This window comes from Kineothrix sp. MB12-C1, assembly GCF_030863805.1.
In the GTDB taxonomy this organism is placed as follows: Bacteria; Bacillota; Clostridia; order Lachnospirales; family Lachnospiraceae; genus Kineothrix.
The window spans coordinates 1,276,493-1,293,353 of the sequence record NZ_CP132957.1; the positions used below are offsets into that span (position 1 = coordinate 1,276,493).

26 protein-coding genes are annotated in these 16,861 nt (G+C 40.5%); 1 reads left to right on the plus strand and 25 read right to left on the minus strand.

Annotation, left to right across the window (positions count from 1 at the left end; all coding sequences use genetic code 11):
- Positions 1 to 39: 39 nt before the first annotated feature.
- The 22 genes from secY to rpsJ form a co-directional block, all read right to left on the minus strand.
- The gene (secY, locus tag RBB56_RS05975; protein ID WP_306721470.1) at positions 40 to 1,353 is read right to left on the minus strand and encodes a preprotein translocase subunit SecY; all 1,314 of its coding nucleotides are present in this window, start codon (positions 1,351 to 1,353) and stop codon (positions 40 to 42) included.
- Positions 1,353 to 1,793: a 50S ribosomal protein L15 gene (rplO, locus tag RBB56_RS05980; protein ID WP_306721471.1), complete on the minus strand. Its 441-nt coding sequence runs from the start codon at positions 1,791 to 1,793 to the stop codon at positions 1,353 to 1,355. Before rplO ends, secY begins: the two co-directional genes overlap by 1 nt.
- A 23-nt stretch (positions 1,794 to 1,816) precedes the next feature.
- Positions 1,817 to 2,002, minus strand: a complete 186-nt coding sequence (gene rpmD / locus RBB56_RS05985) for a 50S ribosomal protein L30 (protein WP_306721472.1) — start codon at positions 2,000 to 2,002, stop codon at positions 1,817 to 1,819.
- Positions 2,003 to 2,056: 54 nt separating this feature from the next.
- Complete coding sequence (gene rpsE / locus RBB56_RS05990) at positions 2,057 to 2,566, minus strand: 30S ribosomal protein S5 (RefSeq protein WP_306721473.1); 510 nt, start codon at positions 2,564 to 2,566, stop codon at positions 2,057 to 2,059.
- Between the two features lie 18 nt (positions 2,567 to 2,584).
- Positions 2,585 to 2,953 carry a 50S ribosomal protein L18 gene (gene rplR / locus RBB56_RS05995; RefSeq protein WP_306721474.1) on the minus strand — a complete coding sequence of 123 codons (369 nt, stop codon included), beginning with the start codon at positions 2,951 to 2,953 and terminating at the stop codon, positions 2,585 to 2,587.
- Positions 2,954 to 2,970: 17 nt separating this feature from the next.
- Positions 2,971 to 3,513 carry a 50S ribosomal protein L6 gene (gene rplF / locus RBB56_RS06000; protein WP_306721475.1) on the minus strand — a complete coding sequence of 181 codons (543 nt, stop codon included), beginning with the start codon at positions 3,511 to 3,513 and terminating at the stop codon, positions 2,971 to 2,973.
- Between the two features lie 123 nt (positions 3,514 to 3,636).
- Positions 3,637 to 4,038 (minus strand): 30S ribosomal protein S8, encoded by a 402-nt coding sequence (gene rpsH, locus RBB56_RS06005; protein ID WP_306721476.1) that lies wholly within the window; start codon positions 4,036 to 4,038, stop codon positions 3,637 to 3,639.
- A 16-nt stretch (positions 4,039 to 4,054) separates the two neighbouring features.
- Positions 4,055 to 4,240, minus strand: coding sequence for a type Z 30S ribosomal protein S14 (locus tag RBB56_RS06010; protein WP_031390941.1), 186 nt, complete (start codon positions 4,238 to 4,240; stop codon positions 4,055 to 4,057).
- A gap of 13 nt (positions 4,241 to 4,253) precedes the next feature.
- Positions 4,254 to 4,793 (minus strand): 50S ribosomal protein L5, encoded by a 540-nt coding sequence (gene rplE, locus RBB56_RS06015; protein ID WP_306721477.1) that lies wholly within the window; start codon positions 4,791 to 4,793, stop codon positions 4,254 to 4,256.
- Between the two features lie 24 nt (positions 4,794 to 4,817).
- A complete protein-coding gene (gene rplX, locus RBB56_RS06020) occupies positions 4,818 to 5,150 on the minus strand; it encodes a 50S ribosomal protein L24 (RefSeq protein ID WP_306721478.1) in 333 nt (110 codons plus the stop codon).
- A gap of 12 nt (positions 5,151 to 5,162) precedes the next feature.
- Complete coding sequence (gene rplN / locus RBB56_RS06025) at positions 5,163 to 5,531, minus strand: 50S ribosomal protein L14 (RefSeq protein WP_306721479.1); 369 nt, start codon at positions 5,529 to 5,531, stop codon at positions 5,163 to 5,165.
- Positions 5,532 to 5,582: 51 nt separating this feature from the next.
- Positions 5,583 to 5,837 (minus strand): 30S ribosomal protein S17, encoded by a 255-nt coding sequence (gene rpsQ, locus RBB56_RS06030; RefSeq protein WP_331526637.1) that lies wholly within the window; start codon positions 5,835 to 5,837, stop codon positions 5,583 to 5,585.
- Positions 5,838 to 5,874: 37 nt separating this feature from the next.
- Positions 5,875 to 6,084 carry a 50S ribosomal protein L29 gene (rpmC, locus tag RBB56_RS06035; protein WP_306721481.1) on the minus strand — a complete coding sequence of 70 codons (210 nt, stop codon included), beginning with the start codon at positions 6,082 to 6,084 and terminating at the stop codon, positions 5,875 to 5,877.
- Positions 6,071 to 6,511 carry a 50S ribosomal protein L16 gene (gene rplP, locus RBB56_RS06040; protein WP_306721482.1) on the minus strand — a complete coding sequence of 147 codons (441 nt, stop codon included), beginning with the start codon at positions 6,509 to 6,511 and terminating at the stop codon, positions 6,071 to 6,073. Before rplP ends, rpmC begins: the two co-directional genes overlap by 14 nt.
- Positions 6,511 to 7,188 (minus strand): 30S ribosomal protein S3, encoded by a 678-nt coding sequence (rpsC, locus tag RBB56_RS06045; protein WP_306721483.1) that lies wholly within the window; start codon positions 7,186 to 7,188, stop codon positions 6,511 to 6,513. The genes rplP and rpsC overlap by 1 nt, the downstream gene beginning before the upstream one ends.
- A 12-nt stretch (positions 7,189 to 7,200) precedes the next feature.
- A complete protein-coding gene (rplV, locus tag RBB56_RS06050; protein ID WP_306721484.1) occupies positions 7,201 to 7,605 on the minus strand; it encodes a 50S ribosomal protein L22 in 405 nt (134 codons plus the stop codon).
- A gap of 16 nt (positions 7,606 to 7,621) precedes the next feature.
- Entirely contained in the window at positions 7,622 to 7,903 is a 282-nt protein-coding gene (gene rpsS, locus RBB56_RS06055; protein WP_306721485.1) for a 30S ribosomal protein S19, read from the minus strand.
- A 25-nt stretch (positions 7,904 to 7,928) separates the two neighbouring features.
- Complete coding sequence (rplB, locus tag RBB56_RS06060) at positions 7,929 to 8,771, minus strand: 50S ribosomal protein L2 (RefSeq protein ID WP_306721486.1); 843 nt, start codon at positions 8,769 to 8,771, stop codon at positions 7,929 to 7,931.
- 302 nt (positions 8,772 to 9,073) lie between these two features.
- Entirely contained in the window at positions 9,074 to 9,373 is a 300-nt protein-coding gene (gene rplW / locus RBB56_RS06065) for a 50S ribosomal protein L23 (RefSeq protein ID WP_306721487.1), read from the minus strand.
- The gene (gene rplD, locus RBB56_RS06070; RefSeq protein WP_306721488.1) at positions 9,373 to 10,029 is read right to left on the minus strand and encodes a 50S ribosomal protein L4; all 657 of its coding nucleotides are present in this window, start codon (positions 10,027 to 10,029) and stop codon (positions 9,373 to 9,375) included. The genes rplW and rplD overlap by 1 nt, the downstream gene beginning before the upstream one ends.
- 31 nt (positions 10,030 to 10,060) lie before the next feature.
- Complete coding sequence (rplC, locus tag RBB56_RS06075; protein ID WP_306721489.1) at positions 10,061 to 10,744, minus strand: 50S ribosomal protein L3; 684 nt, start codon at positions 10,742 to 10,744, stop codon at positions 10,061 to 10,063.
- A gap of 101 nt (positions 10,745 to 10,845) precedes the next feature.
- Positions 10,846 to 11,163 (minus strand): 30S ribosomal protein S10, encoded by a 318-nt coding sequence (gene rpsJ / locus RBB56_RS06080; RefSeq protein ID WP_016293508.1) that lies wholly within the window; start codon positions 11,161 to 11,163, stop codon positions 10,846 to 10,848.
- 460 nt (positions 11,164 to 11,623) lie between these two features.
- On the opposite strand from rpsJ, the gene RBB56_RS06085 reads away from it, so the two are divergent.
- Positions 11,624 to 12,871 carry a GNAT family N-acetyltransferase gene (locus RBB56_RS06085; RefSeq protein WP_306721490.1) on the plus strand — a complete coding sequence of 416 codons (1,248 nt, stop codon included), beginning with the start codon at positions 11,624 to 11,626 and terminating at the stop codon, positions 12,869 to 12,871.
- Positions 12,872 to 13,024: 153 nt separating this feature from the next.
- Here the strand turns inward: RBB56_RS06085 and RBB56_RS06090 are convergent, their stop codons facing one another.
- From RBB56_RS06090 to RBB56_RS06100, 3 genes are all read right to left on the minus strand, one after another.
- Positions 13,025 to 14,659, minus strand: coding sequence for an ABC transporter substrate-binding protein (locus RBB56_RS06090; protein ID WP_306721491.1), 1,635 nt, complete (start codon positions 14,657 to 14,659; stop codon positions 13,025 to 13,027).
- Between the two features lie 70 nt (positions 14,660 to 14,729).
- Positions 14,730 to 15,653, minus strand: a complete 924-nt coding sequence (locus RBB56_RS06095; RefSeq protein WP_306722102.1) for a carbohydrate ABC transporter permease — start codon at positions 15,651 to 15,653, stop codon at positions 14,730 to 14,732.
- A gap of 24 nt (positions 15,654 to 15,677) precedes the next feature.
- Positions 15,678 to 16,769, minus strand: coding sequence for an ABC transporter permease (locus RBB56_RS06100; protein WP_306721492.1), 1,092 nt, complete (start codon positions 16,767 to 16,769; stop codon positions 15,678 to 15,680).
- Between the last annotated feature and the right edge of the window lie 92 nt (positions 16,770 to 16,861).

Here is a 16,861-nt window from a genome sequence, read left to right on the forward strand (position 1 = left end):
TAATATAATGCCGAAAGAATTTTCCCATAGTCGAACTGACTAATCATTTAAAAATCCTTTATAATTACGAACTAACATCTTCGATTCAATCTGCTTCATCGTCTCAAGCACAACGCTTACGATAATGATTAAGCTTGTTCCTCCGAATGATACACTGGCATTGAAAAGACCATTGAATACAAAAGGAAGAATGCCTACGATTGTCAGCCCAAGGGCGCCTATAAAAATGATATAGTTAAGTATCCTTGTCAGATAATCGCTGGTAGGCTTACCTGGTCTGATACCAGGAATAAATCCACCTTGTTTTTTCATCCTGTCCGCTATCTCCAAAGGATTAAATGTAATTGATGTATAGAAATATGCGAAGAAGATAACGAGCAATACATAGATAAGTAATCCTATCGAATAAATAGGTTCACTCGGCTTACACCAATATGCGGAGTTAAGCCCTTTTAATATTTCTCCCCATATGCCGGTTCCCTGATAGCTGAAGAAAGAAGCTAATACAACCGGTAACTGCATAAGCGAAGAAGCGAAGATAATCGGGATAACGCCCGATGTATTCACTTTCAAGGGAATGCTTGACGTTTGACCGCCGACCATTTTTCTTCCCTGTACTTTTTTGGCATATTGCACAGGAATCTTGCGCATACCGCCATTTAAAAGAACTACTAAAACTACCATGCCTACGATAACGCCGACAATAATAAGCGCCGCCACCACTGCAAGGGCTGTAGATTTGCCGAACACGAACTGTTCGAACAACTGGTTAATATCCTGAGGCAAACGTGAAATGATATTGATAACGAGTACAATAGAAATACCATTGCCGATACCATTCTCTGTAATTCTCTCACCAATCCACATAAGGAATGCACTACCTGCAGTAAGAGCTGCTACTACGGTAACTATATTTATCGCATTATATGTTTCCAGCAATCCCTGTCTTCCGAAACCAATTGCCATTGCGGCGGACTCGAACAGTGCAAGACCTACTGTTACATAACGTGTAATCGATGCTATTTTCTTTCTTCCATCTTCTCCATCACGTTGCATTTCTTCCAATTTAGGGATTGCAATTGTTAAAAGCTGCATAATAATGGAAGATGTAATATATGGAGTAATGTTTAATGCCAAGATGGACATATTAAGGAATGAACCACCTGTAAAGGCATCCAAGAAATTAAATGCATCTCCTGTCTGTGCTGCAAACCAATTGGAAAAATAATGTCTGTTTACCCCTGGTGCGGGAAGCTGTGATCCAAGACGGATCACAACCAGCATCAGTAAGGTGAAAAATACTCTATCTCTAATTTCCTTGATTTTAAATGCATTCTTTAAGGTTGTAAACATTACATCACCTCTGCTGTTCCACCAAGAGCCTCAATCTTTTCTTTTGCTGACGCGCTGAAAGCATTAGCTTTTACCGTGAGCTTCTTGGTAAATTCTCCGTTTCCGAGGATCTTAACGCCATCTTTAGGGTTTTTAATAATTCCTCTTTCGATTAACGTTTCCACATCCACCGTTGCACCGTTATCAAATACTTCCAAAGCACTCAAGTTAATACCTACGATATCCTTAGAGTTGATATTAGTGAAACCTCTCTTAGGGATACGTCTATATAACGGCATCTGACCACCTTCAAAACCCGTTCTCGGAGCTCCTGAACGAGCTTTTTGACCTTTATGTCCTTTTCCGGCTGTCTTTCCGTTACCTGAACCGTGTCCGCGGCCTCTTCTAAAATTATCACTGTGTTTAGAACCTTCTGCTGGTCTTAAATTTGATAATTCCATTCCTGTGACACCTCCTTATCTTTTTATACTTCTTCTACCTTTACCAAATGTGCTATCTGTCTGATCTGCCCTCTCGTAGCACCATTATCGGGCAATATAATCGATTTATTCAGCTTGCGAAGTCCCATTGCCTCAACCGTTGCCTTATGCTTAGGCACCGCTCCGATAGGAGATTTCACCAATGTTACTTTCAAAGACTTTTCTGCCATTTCCTAATTCTCCTTTCCATACTACATAAAGCGCAAATGCGTTTTATGCTGCGGTTACGCCATAATCTCTTCCACAGACTTACCACGTTTTCTAGCAACCTCTTCAGGAGTTTTCAACTGGCTCAAACCTGCGATTGTAGCAAGAACAACGTTTTGTTTGTTATTCGAGCCAAGTGATTTCGTACGGATATTTTTAAGGCCTGCAAGTTCGCATACGTTACGTACCGGACCTCCTGCAATAACACCGGTACCATCCGGAGCCTTCTTTAAAAGAACGGTCGCGGAACCGAATTTTCCGAGGAAATCGTGTGTAATACTGTTATTTTCATCCATTGCAACTGAAACTAAATTCTTCGTTGCATCTTCTTTTCCTTTACGAATAGCGTCAGGAATTTCTGTTGCTTTCCCAAGTCCTGCGCCAACGTGTCCGTTGCCGTCACCAACAACAACCAAAGCTGTGAATCGGAAGTTACGACCACCTTTTACAACCTTAGTTACTCTCTTGATGGAAACTACTTTTTCAGTTAATTCTAACTGACTAGCATCAATGATTGTACGTCTCATGTGATTTTCTCTCCCTTCCTAGAATTCTAAGCCAGCTTCTCTGGCTGCATCAGCTAATGCTGCTACTTTTCCCTGGTATATAAAGCCGCCTCTATCAAAGACTACTGTAGTGATACCTTTTTCCAGTGCTCTTTTAGCAATTATGGTTCCTAAATATGCTGCTGCATCAACGTTATTGGTCTTCTCGAGTTCAGTCTTCACTTCTTTCTCAAGAGTGGAAGCCGCTACTAAAGTGTTTCCAACCGTATCGTCGATAATTTGAGCATACATATGATTATTACTTCTGAAAACAGCCAACCGCGGTCTCTGAGCTGTACCGCTGAAACGGTTACGAATTTTCATGTGTTTTTTAACACGAACTTTTTGTCTTGATTCTTTACTAACCATTATCATACTCTCCTTATCTATTTCTTACCAGTCTTACCAACTTTACGTCTGATAACTTCATCAGCATACTTAATACCCTTGCCCTTGTAAGGCTCCGGTCTTCTCTTATCTCTGATTTCAGCTGCGAATTGGCCAACTTTTTCTTTATCAATTCCTTTTACGATAATGACGTTCTGTCCTTCCACCACTGCTTCAATGCCTTCAGGATCTTCCATCTCTACCGGATGAGAATATCCTAAGGACAGAGTTAATTTATTACCGTTTTTCGCTACCTTATAACCAACACCGTTTACTTCCAGCTTCTTTGCATAGCCATCAGTAACACCTACTACCATATTGTTGATTAAAGTTCTTGTAAGGCCGTGAAGAGATTTCATCTTCTTCAAATCATTGGGTCTTGTTACAACGATTTCAGCGCCTTCCATCTTGATTTTCATTTCTGCAGGAAGCACTCTTTCAAGTGTTCCCTTAGGACCTTTTACAGTCACTTTGTTATTTTCTGCGATATCCACAGTTACACCTGCCGGAACCGCGATTGGCATTCTTCCTATACGTGACATGCCCGTACCTCCTATTGTTTTGTTATTTCAACGTCTTTGGAAGAACGCTTGCGTTCTTCCCGTGTGAAACATAGAAATTCTTAATCAGCGTTCTATGCTGATTTAGCATTTCTTTTCACACTATTACCAAACGAAAGCTAAAACTTCTCCGCCTACTTTAAGCTCTCTTGCTTTTTTATCAGTAATAACGCCTTGGTTTGTGGAAATGATAGCGATACCAAGTCCTCCAAGAACTCTGGGAAGTTCCTGTGCATTCGCATACACACGCAGGCCCGGCTTAGAGATTCTCTTAAGGCCATCGATGATTTTTTCACTCTTATCTGCGCCGTATTTTAAAGTAATACGAATTGTTTTGAAACTTCCATCTTCAATTATATCAAATTTCTTAATGTATCCTTCTTCTAAAAGAATCTGCGCAATCGCTAATTTCATCTTAGAAGACGGAACATCTACTGTATCATGTTTTGCAGTATTCGCATTACGAATTCTTGTAAGCATATCTGCAATCGGATCACTCATCGTCATTTCGTTTGCCTCCTTTTTACCAGCTTGCTTTTTTCACGCCCGGGATTTGTCCCTTGTATGCTAATTCACGGAAGCAAATTCTGCAAATTCCGTATTTTCTCAAATAAGCATGTGGACGACCACAAATTTTGCAGCGATTGTATTCTCTTGTAGAGAATTTCGGCTTGCGCTGCTGTTTAATCTTCATTGCTGTCTTAGCCATGAATTTACCTCCTCTATTTTGCGAATGGCATGTTGAATAATGTTAACAATTCACGAGCTTCTTCGTCTGTCTTTGCTGTTGTAACAAAGATAACATCCATACCTCTTACTTTATCAACTTTATCATATTCGATTTCAGGGAAAATAAGCTGTTCCTTAATACCGAGTGAATAGTTGCCTCTTCCATCAAATGCGTTAGGATTAACGCCTCTGAAGTCACGAACACGAGGTAATGCAAGATTTACTAAACGATCGAGGAATTCATACATTTTCTCGCCGCGAAGTGTCACTTTACATCCGATAGGCATGCCTTCTCTGAGTTTAAAGTTAGCAATAGAATTCTTTGCTTTTGTAAGCACTGCTTTCTGGCCTGTGATTGTCTCCATATCTTTTACTGCAGATTCGAGAACTTTTGCATTTTCTTTTGCTTCACCAACGCCCATGTTGATAACGATCTTATCGAGCTTCGGCACTTCCATAACGTTTTTATATCCAAACTTTTTGACCATAGAATCTACGATCTCATTTTTATACATTTCTTTAAGTCTGCTCACGCGCCTAGACCTCCTTCCTTAGAATTAATCAATAACTTCGCCTGTGGACTTTGCCACACGAAGAGCTTTGGTTTTACCCGGACGCTTGTCATCTGCTACTCTCTGGAAACCGATTCTTGTAGGTTTGCCTTTGTGAACATACATTACGTTGGATAAATCAATTGCCGCTTCCTTCTGAACAATTCCGCCATTCTGGTTAGCTGCTGAAGGTTTCATATGCTTTGTGATCATATTCACTCCCTCAATCAACACCTTGCCATTTTTCACGTCTACGGAAACAACTTTTCCTTCTTTACCATTATCTTTACCGGCGATTACTTTTACTGTATCGCCCTTTTTAATTTTCATTGTTGACATACCGGCACCTCCTTATAATACTTCCGGAGCCAGGGAAACAATTTTCATAAAATGTTTCTCACGAAGCTCTCTTGCCACTGGTCCAAAAATACGGGTTCCTCTCGGAGTCTTGTCATCTTTGATAATAACAGCGGCATTCTCGTCAAATTTGATATAAGATCCGTCTCTACGACGAGCGCCCTTTACAGTACGAACAACTACTGCTTTCACTACATCGCCTTTTTTAACAACGCCGCCTGGTGTTGCATCTTTAACGGTAGCAACGATGATATCGCCGATGTTCGCATATCTTCTTGTAGAGCCACCCATAACTCTGATGCAGAGAAGTTCTTTTGCACCGGTATTATCAGCAACCCTAAGTCTGCTTTCTTGCTGAATCATGCTAATTCTCCTTCCAAAACTATTACCACACTTCGCCGCAGCGAAATTTTATTATTTTGCTCTTTCGGTAATCTCCACAAGTCTCCATCTTTTGTCTTTTGACAACGGTCTTGTTTCCATTACTTTCACTGTATCGCCGATGTTGCATTCGTTATTCTCATCGTGCGCCTTTAATTTATAGGTTCTCTTCACAATCTTGTTGTAAAGAGGATGTTTTACATGATCTTCAATGGCAACAACAATTGTTTTGTCCATTTTATTACTGGTAACTTTACCTGTACGCGTTTTTCTTAAATTTCTTTCCACGAGCGATTCTCCTTTCTAATCCGTTAGTCAATCTGATTTATTGCGCTGCTTTTTCCTTCTGTGTAATCACAGTCTGGATTCTTGCAATATTCTTTCTTACATCTTTAATTCTAGCTGTATTGTCTAACTGATTTGTTGCGTTCTGGAATCTCAAATTGAAAAGTTCTTTTTTAGCAGCTACTAATTCCTGTGCTAATTCTGCAGCTGATTTTGTCTTTAAATCGTCCACATACTTATTGGTTTTCATTTGATACACCGCCTTCCAAGTCTGCTTTAGAAACAATTTTACATCTACATGGAAGCTTATGTGTTGCAAGACGTAATGCTTCTTTCGCGATTTCTTCGGAAACTCCGGAGATTTCAAACATTACACGTCCAGGCTTAACAACTGCTACCCAGTATTCCAAGGAACCTTTACCGGAACCCATTCGTGTTTCTGCTGGTTTTGCTGTTACTGGTTTATCGGGGAAAATCTTAATCCAAACTTTACCGCCACGTTTGATATAACGAGTCATAGCGATACGGGCTGCTTCGATCTGGTTAGATTTAATCCAACATGGCTCTAATGCTACGATACCGTATTCACCGTAAGTAATCGTATTACCACGGGTTGCTTTTCCTGCCATCGAACCACGGAATTGCTTACGACGTTTTACTCTTTTAGGCATTAACATTATTTATCGCTCCCTTCCTCCGAAGATACCTTTTCTTCGTTTTTGTTCTTAGTAGGAAGTACTTCACCTTTGTAAATCCATACTTTAACACCAACTTTACCGTAAGTTGTATCTGCTTCTGCGAAGCCATAATCAATATCTGCTCTCAGTGTCTGAAGCGGAATCGTTCCTTCGCTATAGAATTCTGTACGAGCCATATCTGCGCCGCCAAGACGTCCCGAGCAGGATGTTTTGATTCCGAGCGCTCCTGATTTCATGGTTCTGCCCATGCAGGATTTCATAGCACGTCTAAAGGATACACGGCCTTCCAACTGCTGTGCGATATTCTCAGCAACGAGCTGCGCATCTTTGTCAGGTCTTTTGATTTCCTTAATATCTACTAAAACTTTCTTATTCGTTAACTTGGAAAGTTCTTTCTTTGTTACTTCGATTTCTGAACCACCCTTACCGATAACAACACCCGGTTTTGCAGTATAGATAATAACCTTTATTCTCTCGGATGCTCTCTCGATTTCAATCTTAGAGATTCCGGCACTGTATAATTTCTTTTTAAGGAATTTTCTGATATTGTAATCTTCCACAAGAAAATCGGAAAATTCAGCATCAGCATACCATCTGGAATCCCATTCTTTTATAATGCCGACTCTTAAGCCGTGAGGATTAACTTTCTGTCCCATGTTTACTCCTTTCTACTTTGCATCAAGCACAACAGTGAGGTGGCTCATTCTCTTCTCGATTCTATAAGCCCTTCCCTGCGCTCTTGGTTTTACTCTTTTCATTGTAGGTCCTTTATTAGCAAAGCATTCCGCTACATAAAGATTCTCCGGATTCGGGTATTTAGTCGGATCCTGACTGTACTTATATTCAGCATTTGCAATTGCTGATTCCAATAATTTCTTAATTACGCTCGATGCATATCTGGGGTTATATTCCAGAACAGCAAGCGCTGTATTCACATCTTTGCCTCTGATGGCATCGAGTACGAAGCATGCTTTCTGTACAGAAATTCTAGCATAAGATAACTTAGCCGAAGGTCTGATATCTTTCTGCGCATTTCGCTCTCTTTTTATTTGGGATCTATGTCCTTTTGCCATGGATATTACCTCCTTCTTATCTTACTCTTGATTTCTTATCGTCCTTGCCGTGTCCTCTATAGGTTCTGGTAGCTACAAACTCGCCGAGCTTGTGTCCAACCATATCTTCCGTTACATATACGGGAACATGTTTTCTTCCATCATGAACTGCAATTGTATGTCCCACAAATGAAGGGAAAATTGTAGAACGACGAGACCAAGTTTTAACAACTTGTTTCTGTCCTGCAGCATTCATAGCATCTACTTTTTTCAGTAAGCTGTCATCTGCAAATGGTCCCTTTTTCAGTGATCTAGCCATTATTCTTCCTCCTTATTCTAAAGCTTTACTTTATGCTTCTGCCGTCTCTTCTTCTTACAATCAGCTTATTGGATGCTTTTTTCTTCTTACGCGTCTTTAAGCCGAGTGCAGGTTTGCCCCAAGGTGTAGACGGGCCTGGACGTCCGATACCAGTCTTACCTTCACCACCACCGTGAGGATGGTCGTTAGGGTTCATAACAGAACCACGAACTGTAGGGCGGATACCCATGTTACGCTTACGTCCTGCTTTACCGATATTAATAAGGCTGTGATCAACATTTCCTACTGTACCGATTGTCGCTCTGCAGTTAATCGGCACCATTCTCATTTCGCCTGAAGGAAGACGCAGTGTTGCATACTTACCTTCTTTTGCCATTAACTGTGCGCTGTTTCCGGCTGAACGAACGAGCTGTCCGCCTTTGCCCGGATATAATTCAATGTTATGAATCTCTGTACCTACAGGAATCTCAGATAAGGGCAGGCAGTTACCAACTCTGATTTCAGCCTGTGCTCCGTTCATTACGGTCATGCCGTCTGTTAATCCCTGAGGAGCAAGGATATATGCCTTTTCTCCATCCGCATAGCAAATGAGTGCAATATTTGCTGTTCTGTTAGGATCGTATTCGATACCTATAACTGTTGCCGGAATACCATCTTTTCTTCTTTTAAAATCGATAAGTCTATATTTTCTTCTGGAACCACCGCCGTGATGTCTTACTGTGATTTTACCCTGATTGTTACGACCTGCGTTCTTCTTGAGAGAAACACAAAGAGACTTTTCAGGAGTTGTCTTTGTAATCTCAGCAAAATCGGAGCTGGTCATATTTCTTCTGGAAGGTGTATATGGGTTATAAGTCCTAATTCCCATGATCTTTTCTCCTTTACAATGTTTTGCGCGATAAGCAGAGCAGATTTGACGCATTGTGGACGTTGGAATGCTCGCATTCCGAACGGACACTATGAGACAAAGGTGCGAGCAACGCGATGAGGGAATTTATTCCCGAATGCTTATCGGGTTCCGATGCTTATCGGGTTCCGAATGCTTATCGAATCCCGATTTTCAGAGTTCCGAATATCTTTCGGATTCCCGAGCGCTTATCGCATACTTGTTTACAACTTCTTACATGCGTTACTCATGTGTTATTTTTCAAATTATCTCAAAACCGCTTCTTACAGTCCTGAGAAAATTTCGATATCTTTGCTGTCCTGTGTTAACTGAACGATAGCTTTTTTAGTTTTAGCAGTTTTACCATAGGTGTTACCGCGTCTTTTTGTCTTGCCATCCATATTCATCGTGTTAACTTTTTTTACTTTTGTTCCTTCGAACATTTTTTCAACAGCTTCTTTAATCTGCGTTTTGTTCGCTTCTGTATGAACCAAAAACGTGTATTTCTTTTCGCTCATACCAGCCATACTCTTTTCCGTTATAACCGGTTTGAGGATAACATCATAATATTGAATTGCTGCCATTATGCGTACACCTCCTCAATGTTAGCTACCGCTTCTTTTGTTAAAACTACGGTGCCATATTTCATAATGTCATAAACATTAATTGTGCTTTTAATTTCCTTAGCTTCACCAGCCGCTTCGATTGCTACATAAGATGTTGCAACAGTCGGAAGGTTTCTTGCAGAGCTGATTACATTGTTATCGATTGTTCCTGTAACAACTAAAGCCTTGTTTACATTCAGGTTGTCGAGAACTTTCTTGAAATCCTTTGTCTTGATCGCATCAAATTTCAACTCGTCAACAACGATTAATTTATTGCCCTGTACTCTGCTTGAAAGAGCAGATTTAAGAGCCGCCTGTTTTTCCTTCTTATTCATTTTGAAAGAATAGTCTCTGGGAACTGGAGCGAATACTACACCGCCTCCCGTCCACTGAGGAGATCTTGTGGAACCCTGTCTTGCATGACCCGTTCCCTTCTGTCTCCAAGGTTTTCTTCCGCCACCGGAAACTTCTGCACGAGTTTTTGCTTTCTGTGTTCCCTGACGATTATTTGCAAGCTGCTGTACGACTGCCATGTGTACCAAGTGTTCATTCACCTGAACGCCAAATACCGCATCGTTTAAGTCGATTTTACCAACTTCTTTGCCTTCCATATTATAAACAGATACGTTTGCCATCTGAATGGTCCTCCTTTCACCCGCCTAAGGCTTATGCTTCTACCTTAACGGTTTCTTTTATTGTAACTAGAGCTTTCTTAGGTCCCGGAACTGCACCTTTTACTAAAAGCAGATTCTTTTCCACATCTACTCTTACTATTTCAAGATTCTGAACCGTAACTTTCACGCAACCCATATGTCCAGGCATTTTCTTTCCTTTGAACACGCGGCTCGGATTGGAAGCTGCACCGTTGGAACCATGGTGACGGTGGAACTTGGAACCATGTGTCATAGGTCCTCTGTGGTGTCCGTGTCTCTTGATCGCGCCCTGGAAGCCTTTACCTTTAGAGATTGCAGAAGTATCTACTTTATCTCCTACCGCAAAAATATCTGCTTTGATTTCGCCGCCAAGTGTGTATTCTTCAGAATTCTCAAATCTGAATTCTCTCACATATCTTTTACCGGAAACTCCAGCCTTATCAAAGTGGCCTTTTAATGCCTTGTTCACGCCATGTCTGTGAACCACTTCTTTTTTACCGCCTTTGTCTTTGTTGATGATTTTATCTTTCTTATCAACAAATCCAACCTGTACTGCTTTGTAACCATCATTTTCCTGCGTTTTAACCTGTGTTATAACACAAGGTCCTGCCTGAAGCACTGTTACAGGAATCAGGGAACCATTTTCATCGAAGATTTGAGTCATTCCGACTTTCGTAGCTAAAATAGCTTTTTTCATTTCCTACCTCCTCTTTATTCTACAGCGGCCTAGTCTCTTATCGAAACTTTGCATACTAGTAGGGGTCTTATTTGTTCTGTCTGATGAAAAAATCATTTGAATTATTTATTTTTCATCTTGATGTCGATGTAAACACCAGCCGGCATCTCGAGTCTCTGCAAAGCATCAACTGTCTTCGGTGTCGGTGTAATGATATCGATCAGTCTCTTATGAGTTCTCTGCTCGAACTGCTCTCTGGAATCTTTGTACTTGTGAACCGCTCTAAGAATAGTAACTACTTCCTTTTTTGTAGGAAGGGGTACCGGTCCGCTCACCTGTGATCCGTTCTTCTTAACTGTTTCGATGATTTTTTTGGCAGATGCATCAACAAGGTGATGATCATAAGCTTTTAGTGTAATTCTCATTACTTGACTTGCCATAAAAAAAGTCGCCTCCTTTTCGCACTTTTTAATTCTTAAGTACGACAAGCGGTGACTGTACACTCTCCCGTGTGTGTCCAGAAGTATTTCATACTCCGAATCTTTCACACTTCGTTTCTACGTTGCTGTTGGAAGAATTCTTCCTCGTAGACCATATTGTTTGTACAGTGACTTGTCGTCAGTTTCCTTAAGCCGTATCTTTCGGCTTCTTGACATTCGCTCCACGGAAAACCTGCCCGAAAGCAGCAACCTCACGCTTCACAGCTATCATGCCACAGCAATAAGTAGTATACACGATGTTTTCTTATGTTTCAAGTGTTTTTTTATATTTTTTAAAATTTTTTTCAAATATTTAAAAATCGCCATTTTATCCTATTTTTCACAAGAAAATATCTTTTCTGTATTATAGAATGTTATATAATAAAAGTAAACTATTAAAACTGTTCATGGAGGTATTGTCTTGATTATACGAAAAATAAAACCGGAAGAAGTAAAACGTACGGAGCAATTGTTCTCCATTTCTTTTGATTCTTCTTATCACAAGGAAGAAACTCCCTTGGAACTGTATAATAATTATATAGGAAATCCCAAAAGCAGAGAGGAAGAATACTGCCTGGAGCGATTTGCAGCTTTCGAAGATGATGATAAGACTATGATGGGGTGTTTTATTGTACAGCCTTTTGAAATACGTTTTGATTCCCACACGGAAAAAATGGCCGGTATCGGTGGTGTCGCTACCCTTCCTCAATACAGAAAACGAGGAGGCATACGTGCATGCTTTGAAGCCGCACTTCCTTATATGTATGAGCAAGGCATAGCATTCTCCTTTTTGTATCCCTTCTCCACCGCATATTACCGGAAGTTCGGCTATGAGATGTTCTGTAAAAGCCACAAGTACCGCATTGCACTGCCTCATATTCCTTCTTTCCCCATTACAGGCTCTTGTTATCTCCTGGATGAGACTACAAAAGATAGAGCCGGAGCAGATATTCCTTCTATCTACAGAACATGGCTGGAAAAATATAATATGATGGTAGAAGAAACCTCTTATGATTATGACTTCATTCGTTCCGCGAATCCTTATAAAGATCAGACGTTTACCTATATATATCGATCCGAAGAAGGCCAGCCTCTGTCGTATGTTACCTTTAAATGTCATACCGCCCCCGAACAACGCTGGATTGAATGTTCACGTTTCTTCTATATTAATAAGGAAGGACTGCAAGGGCTTCTCACACTAGTTAAGGGATTCGCAACCGATTACCGACATATTACCTTCACACTTCCTTCCGATTTAGGCTTGGAACAAATGATGCCGGAATGGTCTATGGGTGCTGTCGGCTGCGAGCGACTGCCTCTTGGAATGGTTCGTGTCGTTGACGTGAACAGGGTACTTAAAGACGCCAGTTATATCGGCGATGGGGAACTATCAATTGCGATTACAGATCCTTTTATTCAACAAAATAACGGTATATTTACCGTTACCTTCCAGAATGGAAGATGCACCGATATCTCTCAAATCCAAGATGTGGATAAAGAGGCACATATTTCACTCCCTATATCTGCTTTCTCCGCGTTGATTGCAGGAGGATATGATACCTCTTCCATCCCCTTCTGGGAAAATATAAAATTAAGTGATAACTGTCCTATGGATATACTTTCTAAAATCTTTTATCAAAAACCGGTATTTATCGCTCATTATTTCTAAGTTGAAAATTACTAAAGCCAAGAGATGGATTTCCTATCTCCTGGCTTTAATATTTATATTTTATTTATTGTTTAATTAAAGAAACCGCAGCATAACCAATATCGTTATGCTGCGGTAATTTTATTTCTGGTTATACACTACACTTTACAAGAATTACTGAGCGTTTGCAAAGTAAGCTTCCAACTGTGCGTTTGCTTCATCTAATACTGTGTTGATTCCAGCTGCATCTAATTTCTCAAGGAATTCAGGAAGTGCTGTAGCAGGATCAATAGCTCCAACGCTAAGTGCCAATGCATATTCTTCACCTACGTTTGCAAGAGTCGCAAGCTCTGTCTCTACACTTGCAGAATCAAACTGATAACCGAATGCAGGAATTGCTTTTGCGCTTTCATAATAAGGAATGAATACGTTAGTAAAGAAGTCTTTTCCTTCACCTTCCTGAGGAGGAAGCAGGGTGATGTTACCCATACCGTTTCTCCAAGGCTGATAGTTGTCGCGTTCTGCTGTGTTGAATACTACAAGACCGTCTGCGTTCAAGTCATAGTGAATTCCTTCTACACCATACTCTAATAATGTCATTAAGTACGGATCTGTGTTTAACAGGTTAAGGAATGCCATTGCTCTTTCAGGATTCTTAGATGCTGTGGAGATAGCCATTAAAGCGCCCTGTGTAGATGTTTTATCTACGTAAGGAGGTGTGCAAGGAACGAATGCAACTTCGATTCCACGTGCTGCACTTGCCTCTATTTCATATCCTAATGCATAAGACTGTGTACCGATTAAGTAAGAACCTGATAACTGTTTGGAAGTACGAAGATCATTTGCTGTCTGTTTGATTGCACAGCCGGGATCAATGTATCCTGCTTCATAGTATTCACGAGTTTTTTCTACGAATTTCTTATATTCATCTGTAGCAAATTTGTTTACAATCTTGCTTCCGAGATCTTTGGAAACGTCCGTAGGATCGATGTAATAAGATAATACGTTAAGGCTTCCCGCATCACCGTTTACGATAATGGAGTTATTTACCATTCTTTCAAGTACAGCACCTTCAACAAGAAGAGGATAGAAATCAGGACCTTCTCCTTCTTTTACAGTCTTTAAGATTTCACCAAATCCATAATAGTCTGTATTCTTGATATCGTCTAAGGTATAGCCATATTTTTCAAGTAAGGTTACGTTAATATCCCATGTGTTCTGTGTTCCGAAATCTTTGAAGCCCGGAAGACCATATACGCCATATCCGTCAGAACCATCGATTGCAGCACCTGTCTTCAATACTTCAGGAAGTCCATTCCAGATGTCACTGCCATATTTTTCAAGCAGGTTGTTTTCAGGATCATCAAGACGTACCCATGCACCTTTTTTAGCAAAGGAGTTGTACTCATTTGTGGTCCATGAACATGTGAAGTAAATATCCACATCATCGCCGCCGTTGATCGCAAGCGTAGCGCCTTCATCGAAATCGCCCCATGTTCCCCAGATAGGCTGAAGAGTAACATTCAGCTTCTCGCCGAGATATTCGTTTACTTTTTCCATAACTGCTTTGTCATCATTCACGGTACTTCCGTGAAGATACCATTTCAATGTAACCGGTTCAGAGATATCTAACTCTGCTGCGGCAGTATCTTCTGCCGGTGCCTCTGCTGCGTCTTCCGTAGCGGGTGCTTCTTCTGTTGTTTCTGTAACATCTGTTGTTGTTTCTGTGCTTCCTGCGCCGCCGCATCCAACTAACATTGTAGCTGTCATCGCGATGCAAAGCATGATGGATAATACTCTTTTCTTCATGTTTACCTCCCTATAATAATTAATAGTTTTTATGTAAGCGGCAATCTGCCGAACCTACCTGATTAATGTATCAGCCTTTTACGGATCCTATCGTAAGGCCTGCAATAATATATCTTTGAAAGAACGGGTATGCAAAAGCGATGGGAACTACGACCAATACAACCAGTGCCATTCTAAGACTCTGTGATGGCAGTTTACTCGCTGCCGCTACCGCATCCGAACCCATATTGGCGCTATTCTTGGCCAAATATTCCACATTACGCTGCATTTGCATAAGCAAATATTGAAGCGGAATCTTTGCTCTCTCTCTAACATACAAGAGAGCTATGAACCATTCGTTCCAAAAAGCGAGAGCATTCAGCAAAGCAATGGTCGCAATACCCGGCTTGGCAATCGGTACAATAATCTTGAATAAGGTATTATACTCACCGCTGCCATCGATGGCTGCAGCTTCGATCAATTCCTCCGGAACGGAACTCTGGAAGAATGTCCTCATAACGATTATATTGAATGGATTGACCAAAAGCGGTACGATTAAGGCCGCATAGTTATCGCTTAATCCAAGCATTTGCTTACATACCATATAAGTAGGAACCAAACCGCCGCCGAATAACATGGTGAAGAAGCTGAAGAAAGAAAAGAAGCTTCTGTATTTGAAATCCCTGCGGAACAACGCATAAGAATAAAGAATACAAATCAATACACTAAGCACCGTACCCACTATAGTAATGAAAAAACTGTTAAAATAAGATATCCACAACTGATCGCCCAGCTTCATGACATATTTATAAGCTTCCAATCCCCAGGAAATCGGTACAAAGGAATATCCTATCTGCCTGATACTCTCCTCTGTCGTGAAGGAAATAATCACAACGAAAATAAATGGAATAACACAGGCCGCGCAAAACAAGAACATAATAATGTTGATTATAATTTCTGCCGGAATGCCTACCGCATTAAAAGGTCGTTTCTTCCGGCGTAAAGCCATTTGCATACTTTTCACTTTTATTCCCTCCATTTAGAACAAGCTGCTGTCCTTGTCAAATTTGTTAACAATGCCGTTCGCAACCATAATACATACGAAACCTACAATATTCTGTACAAGTCCTGCCGCCGTAGTCATGCTGTAATTCTGAGTTGCCATCATCGCCCGGTATACATAGGTATCGATTACCTGTGTTACCGACATCAGAGGACCGGAATTCATCGGCAGTTGATAGAACAGGCCGAAGTCAGCATTGAAAATTTTACCTACAGCTAGTATGAAGAGTATAATGATCATCGTTTTTAAATGAGGTAATGTTACATAAAGTACCTGTTGTAATTTCGATGCGCCGTCGATGCTTGCCGCTTCATATTGCGACCCATCAATACCTGTAATGGCTGCCAGATATAAGACAACCGAATAACCGGTGTTTTTCCAAATGTGAGCAACAACCAATATGTAAGGCCATGGGGAAGTAGTATTATAAAAATCTATCGGCTTCATCCCCCACCCTACCATCGCGCGGGTCAAAAGACCGTTGGTCGGATCTATGAATGCCTGTAAAAAATAACTTGCAACTACCCAGCTTAAGAAATAGGGAAAAAACATTAATGTCTGATAGGTTTTTGCAACAAACTTTTTGGTTACCTCATTGAGTAAAATTGCAAAAGTTACGGAAATAATTAAACCCAGAATAATAAAAATAATATTGTATCCAAGGGTGTTCTTAATCATGATCCAGGAATCTTTCGTAGTAAAGAGGAATTTAAAATTCTTCAACCCCACAAGCTTACTATGCATAATATTATTTACTAACGATGGCGCTTTCGTATAAATCTTATAATCTTGAAATGCCATTATGATGCCGAACATTGGCAAATATCGAATCAGAATCAACCAAATAGCTCCGGGTGCCACCATAGTAAGTAGCATGAATGTCTTTTTTCTTCTTGCCGAAACCGTTGTATGTGTCCTCCTCTTCGCAGCAGATACCTCTGACATCTTATCTCTCCTCTCGTTTGTCTTATCTTCAAGTCTGAAATTGCTTTGTACATTGTGCATATACAACTGTTTCTCTATCAATTTCTTAAGTAAATCATACACAATAACGAGCTTTCTTACCATTTCTTATGTTGCCCTTTTTTGTATATTATTGTTCACCTGAAACCTTCCTTGAATAAAACATTGTTTATTACTGTTCACACCTATAGTGTTCA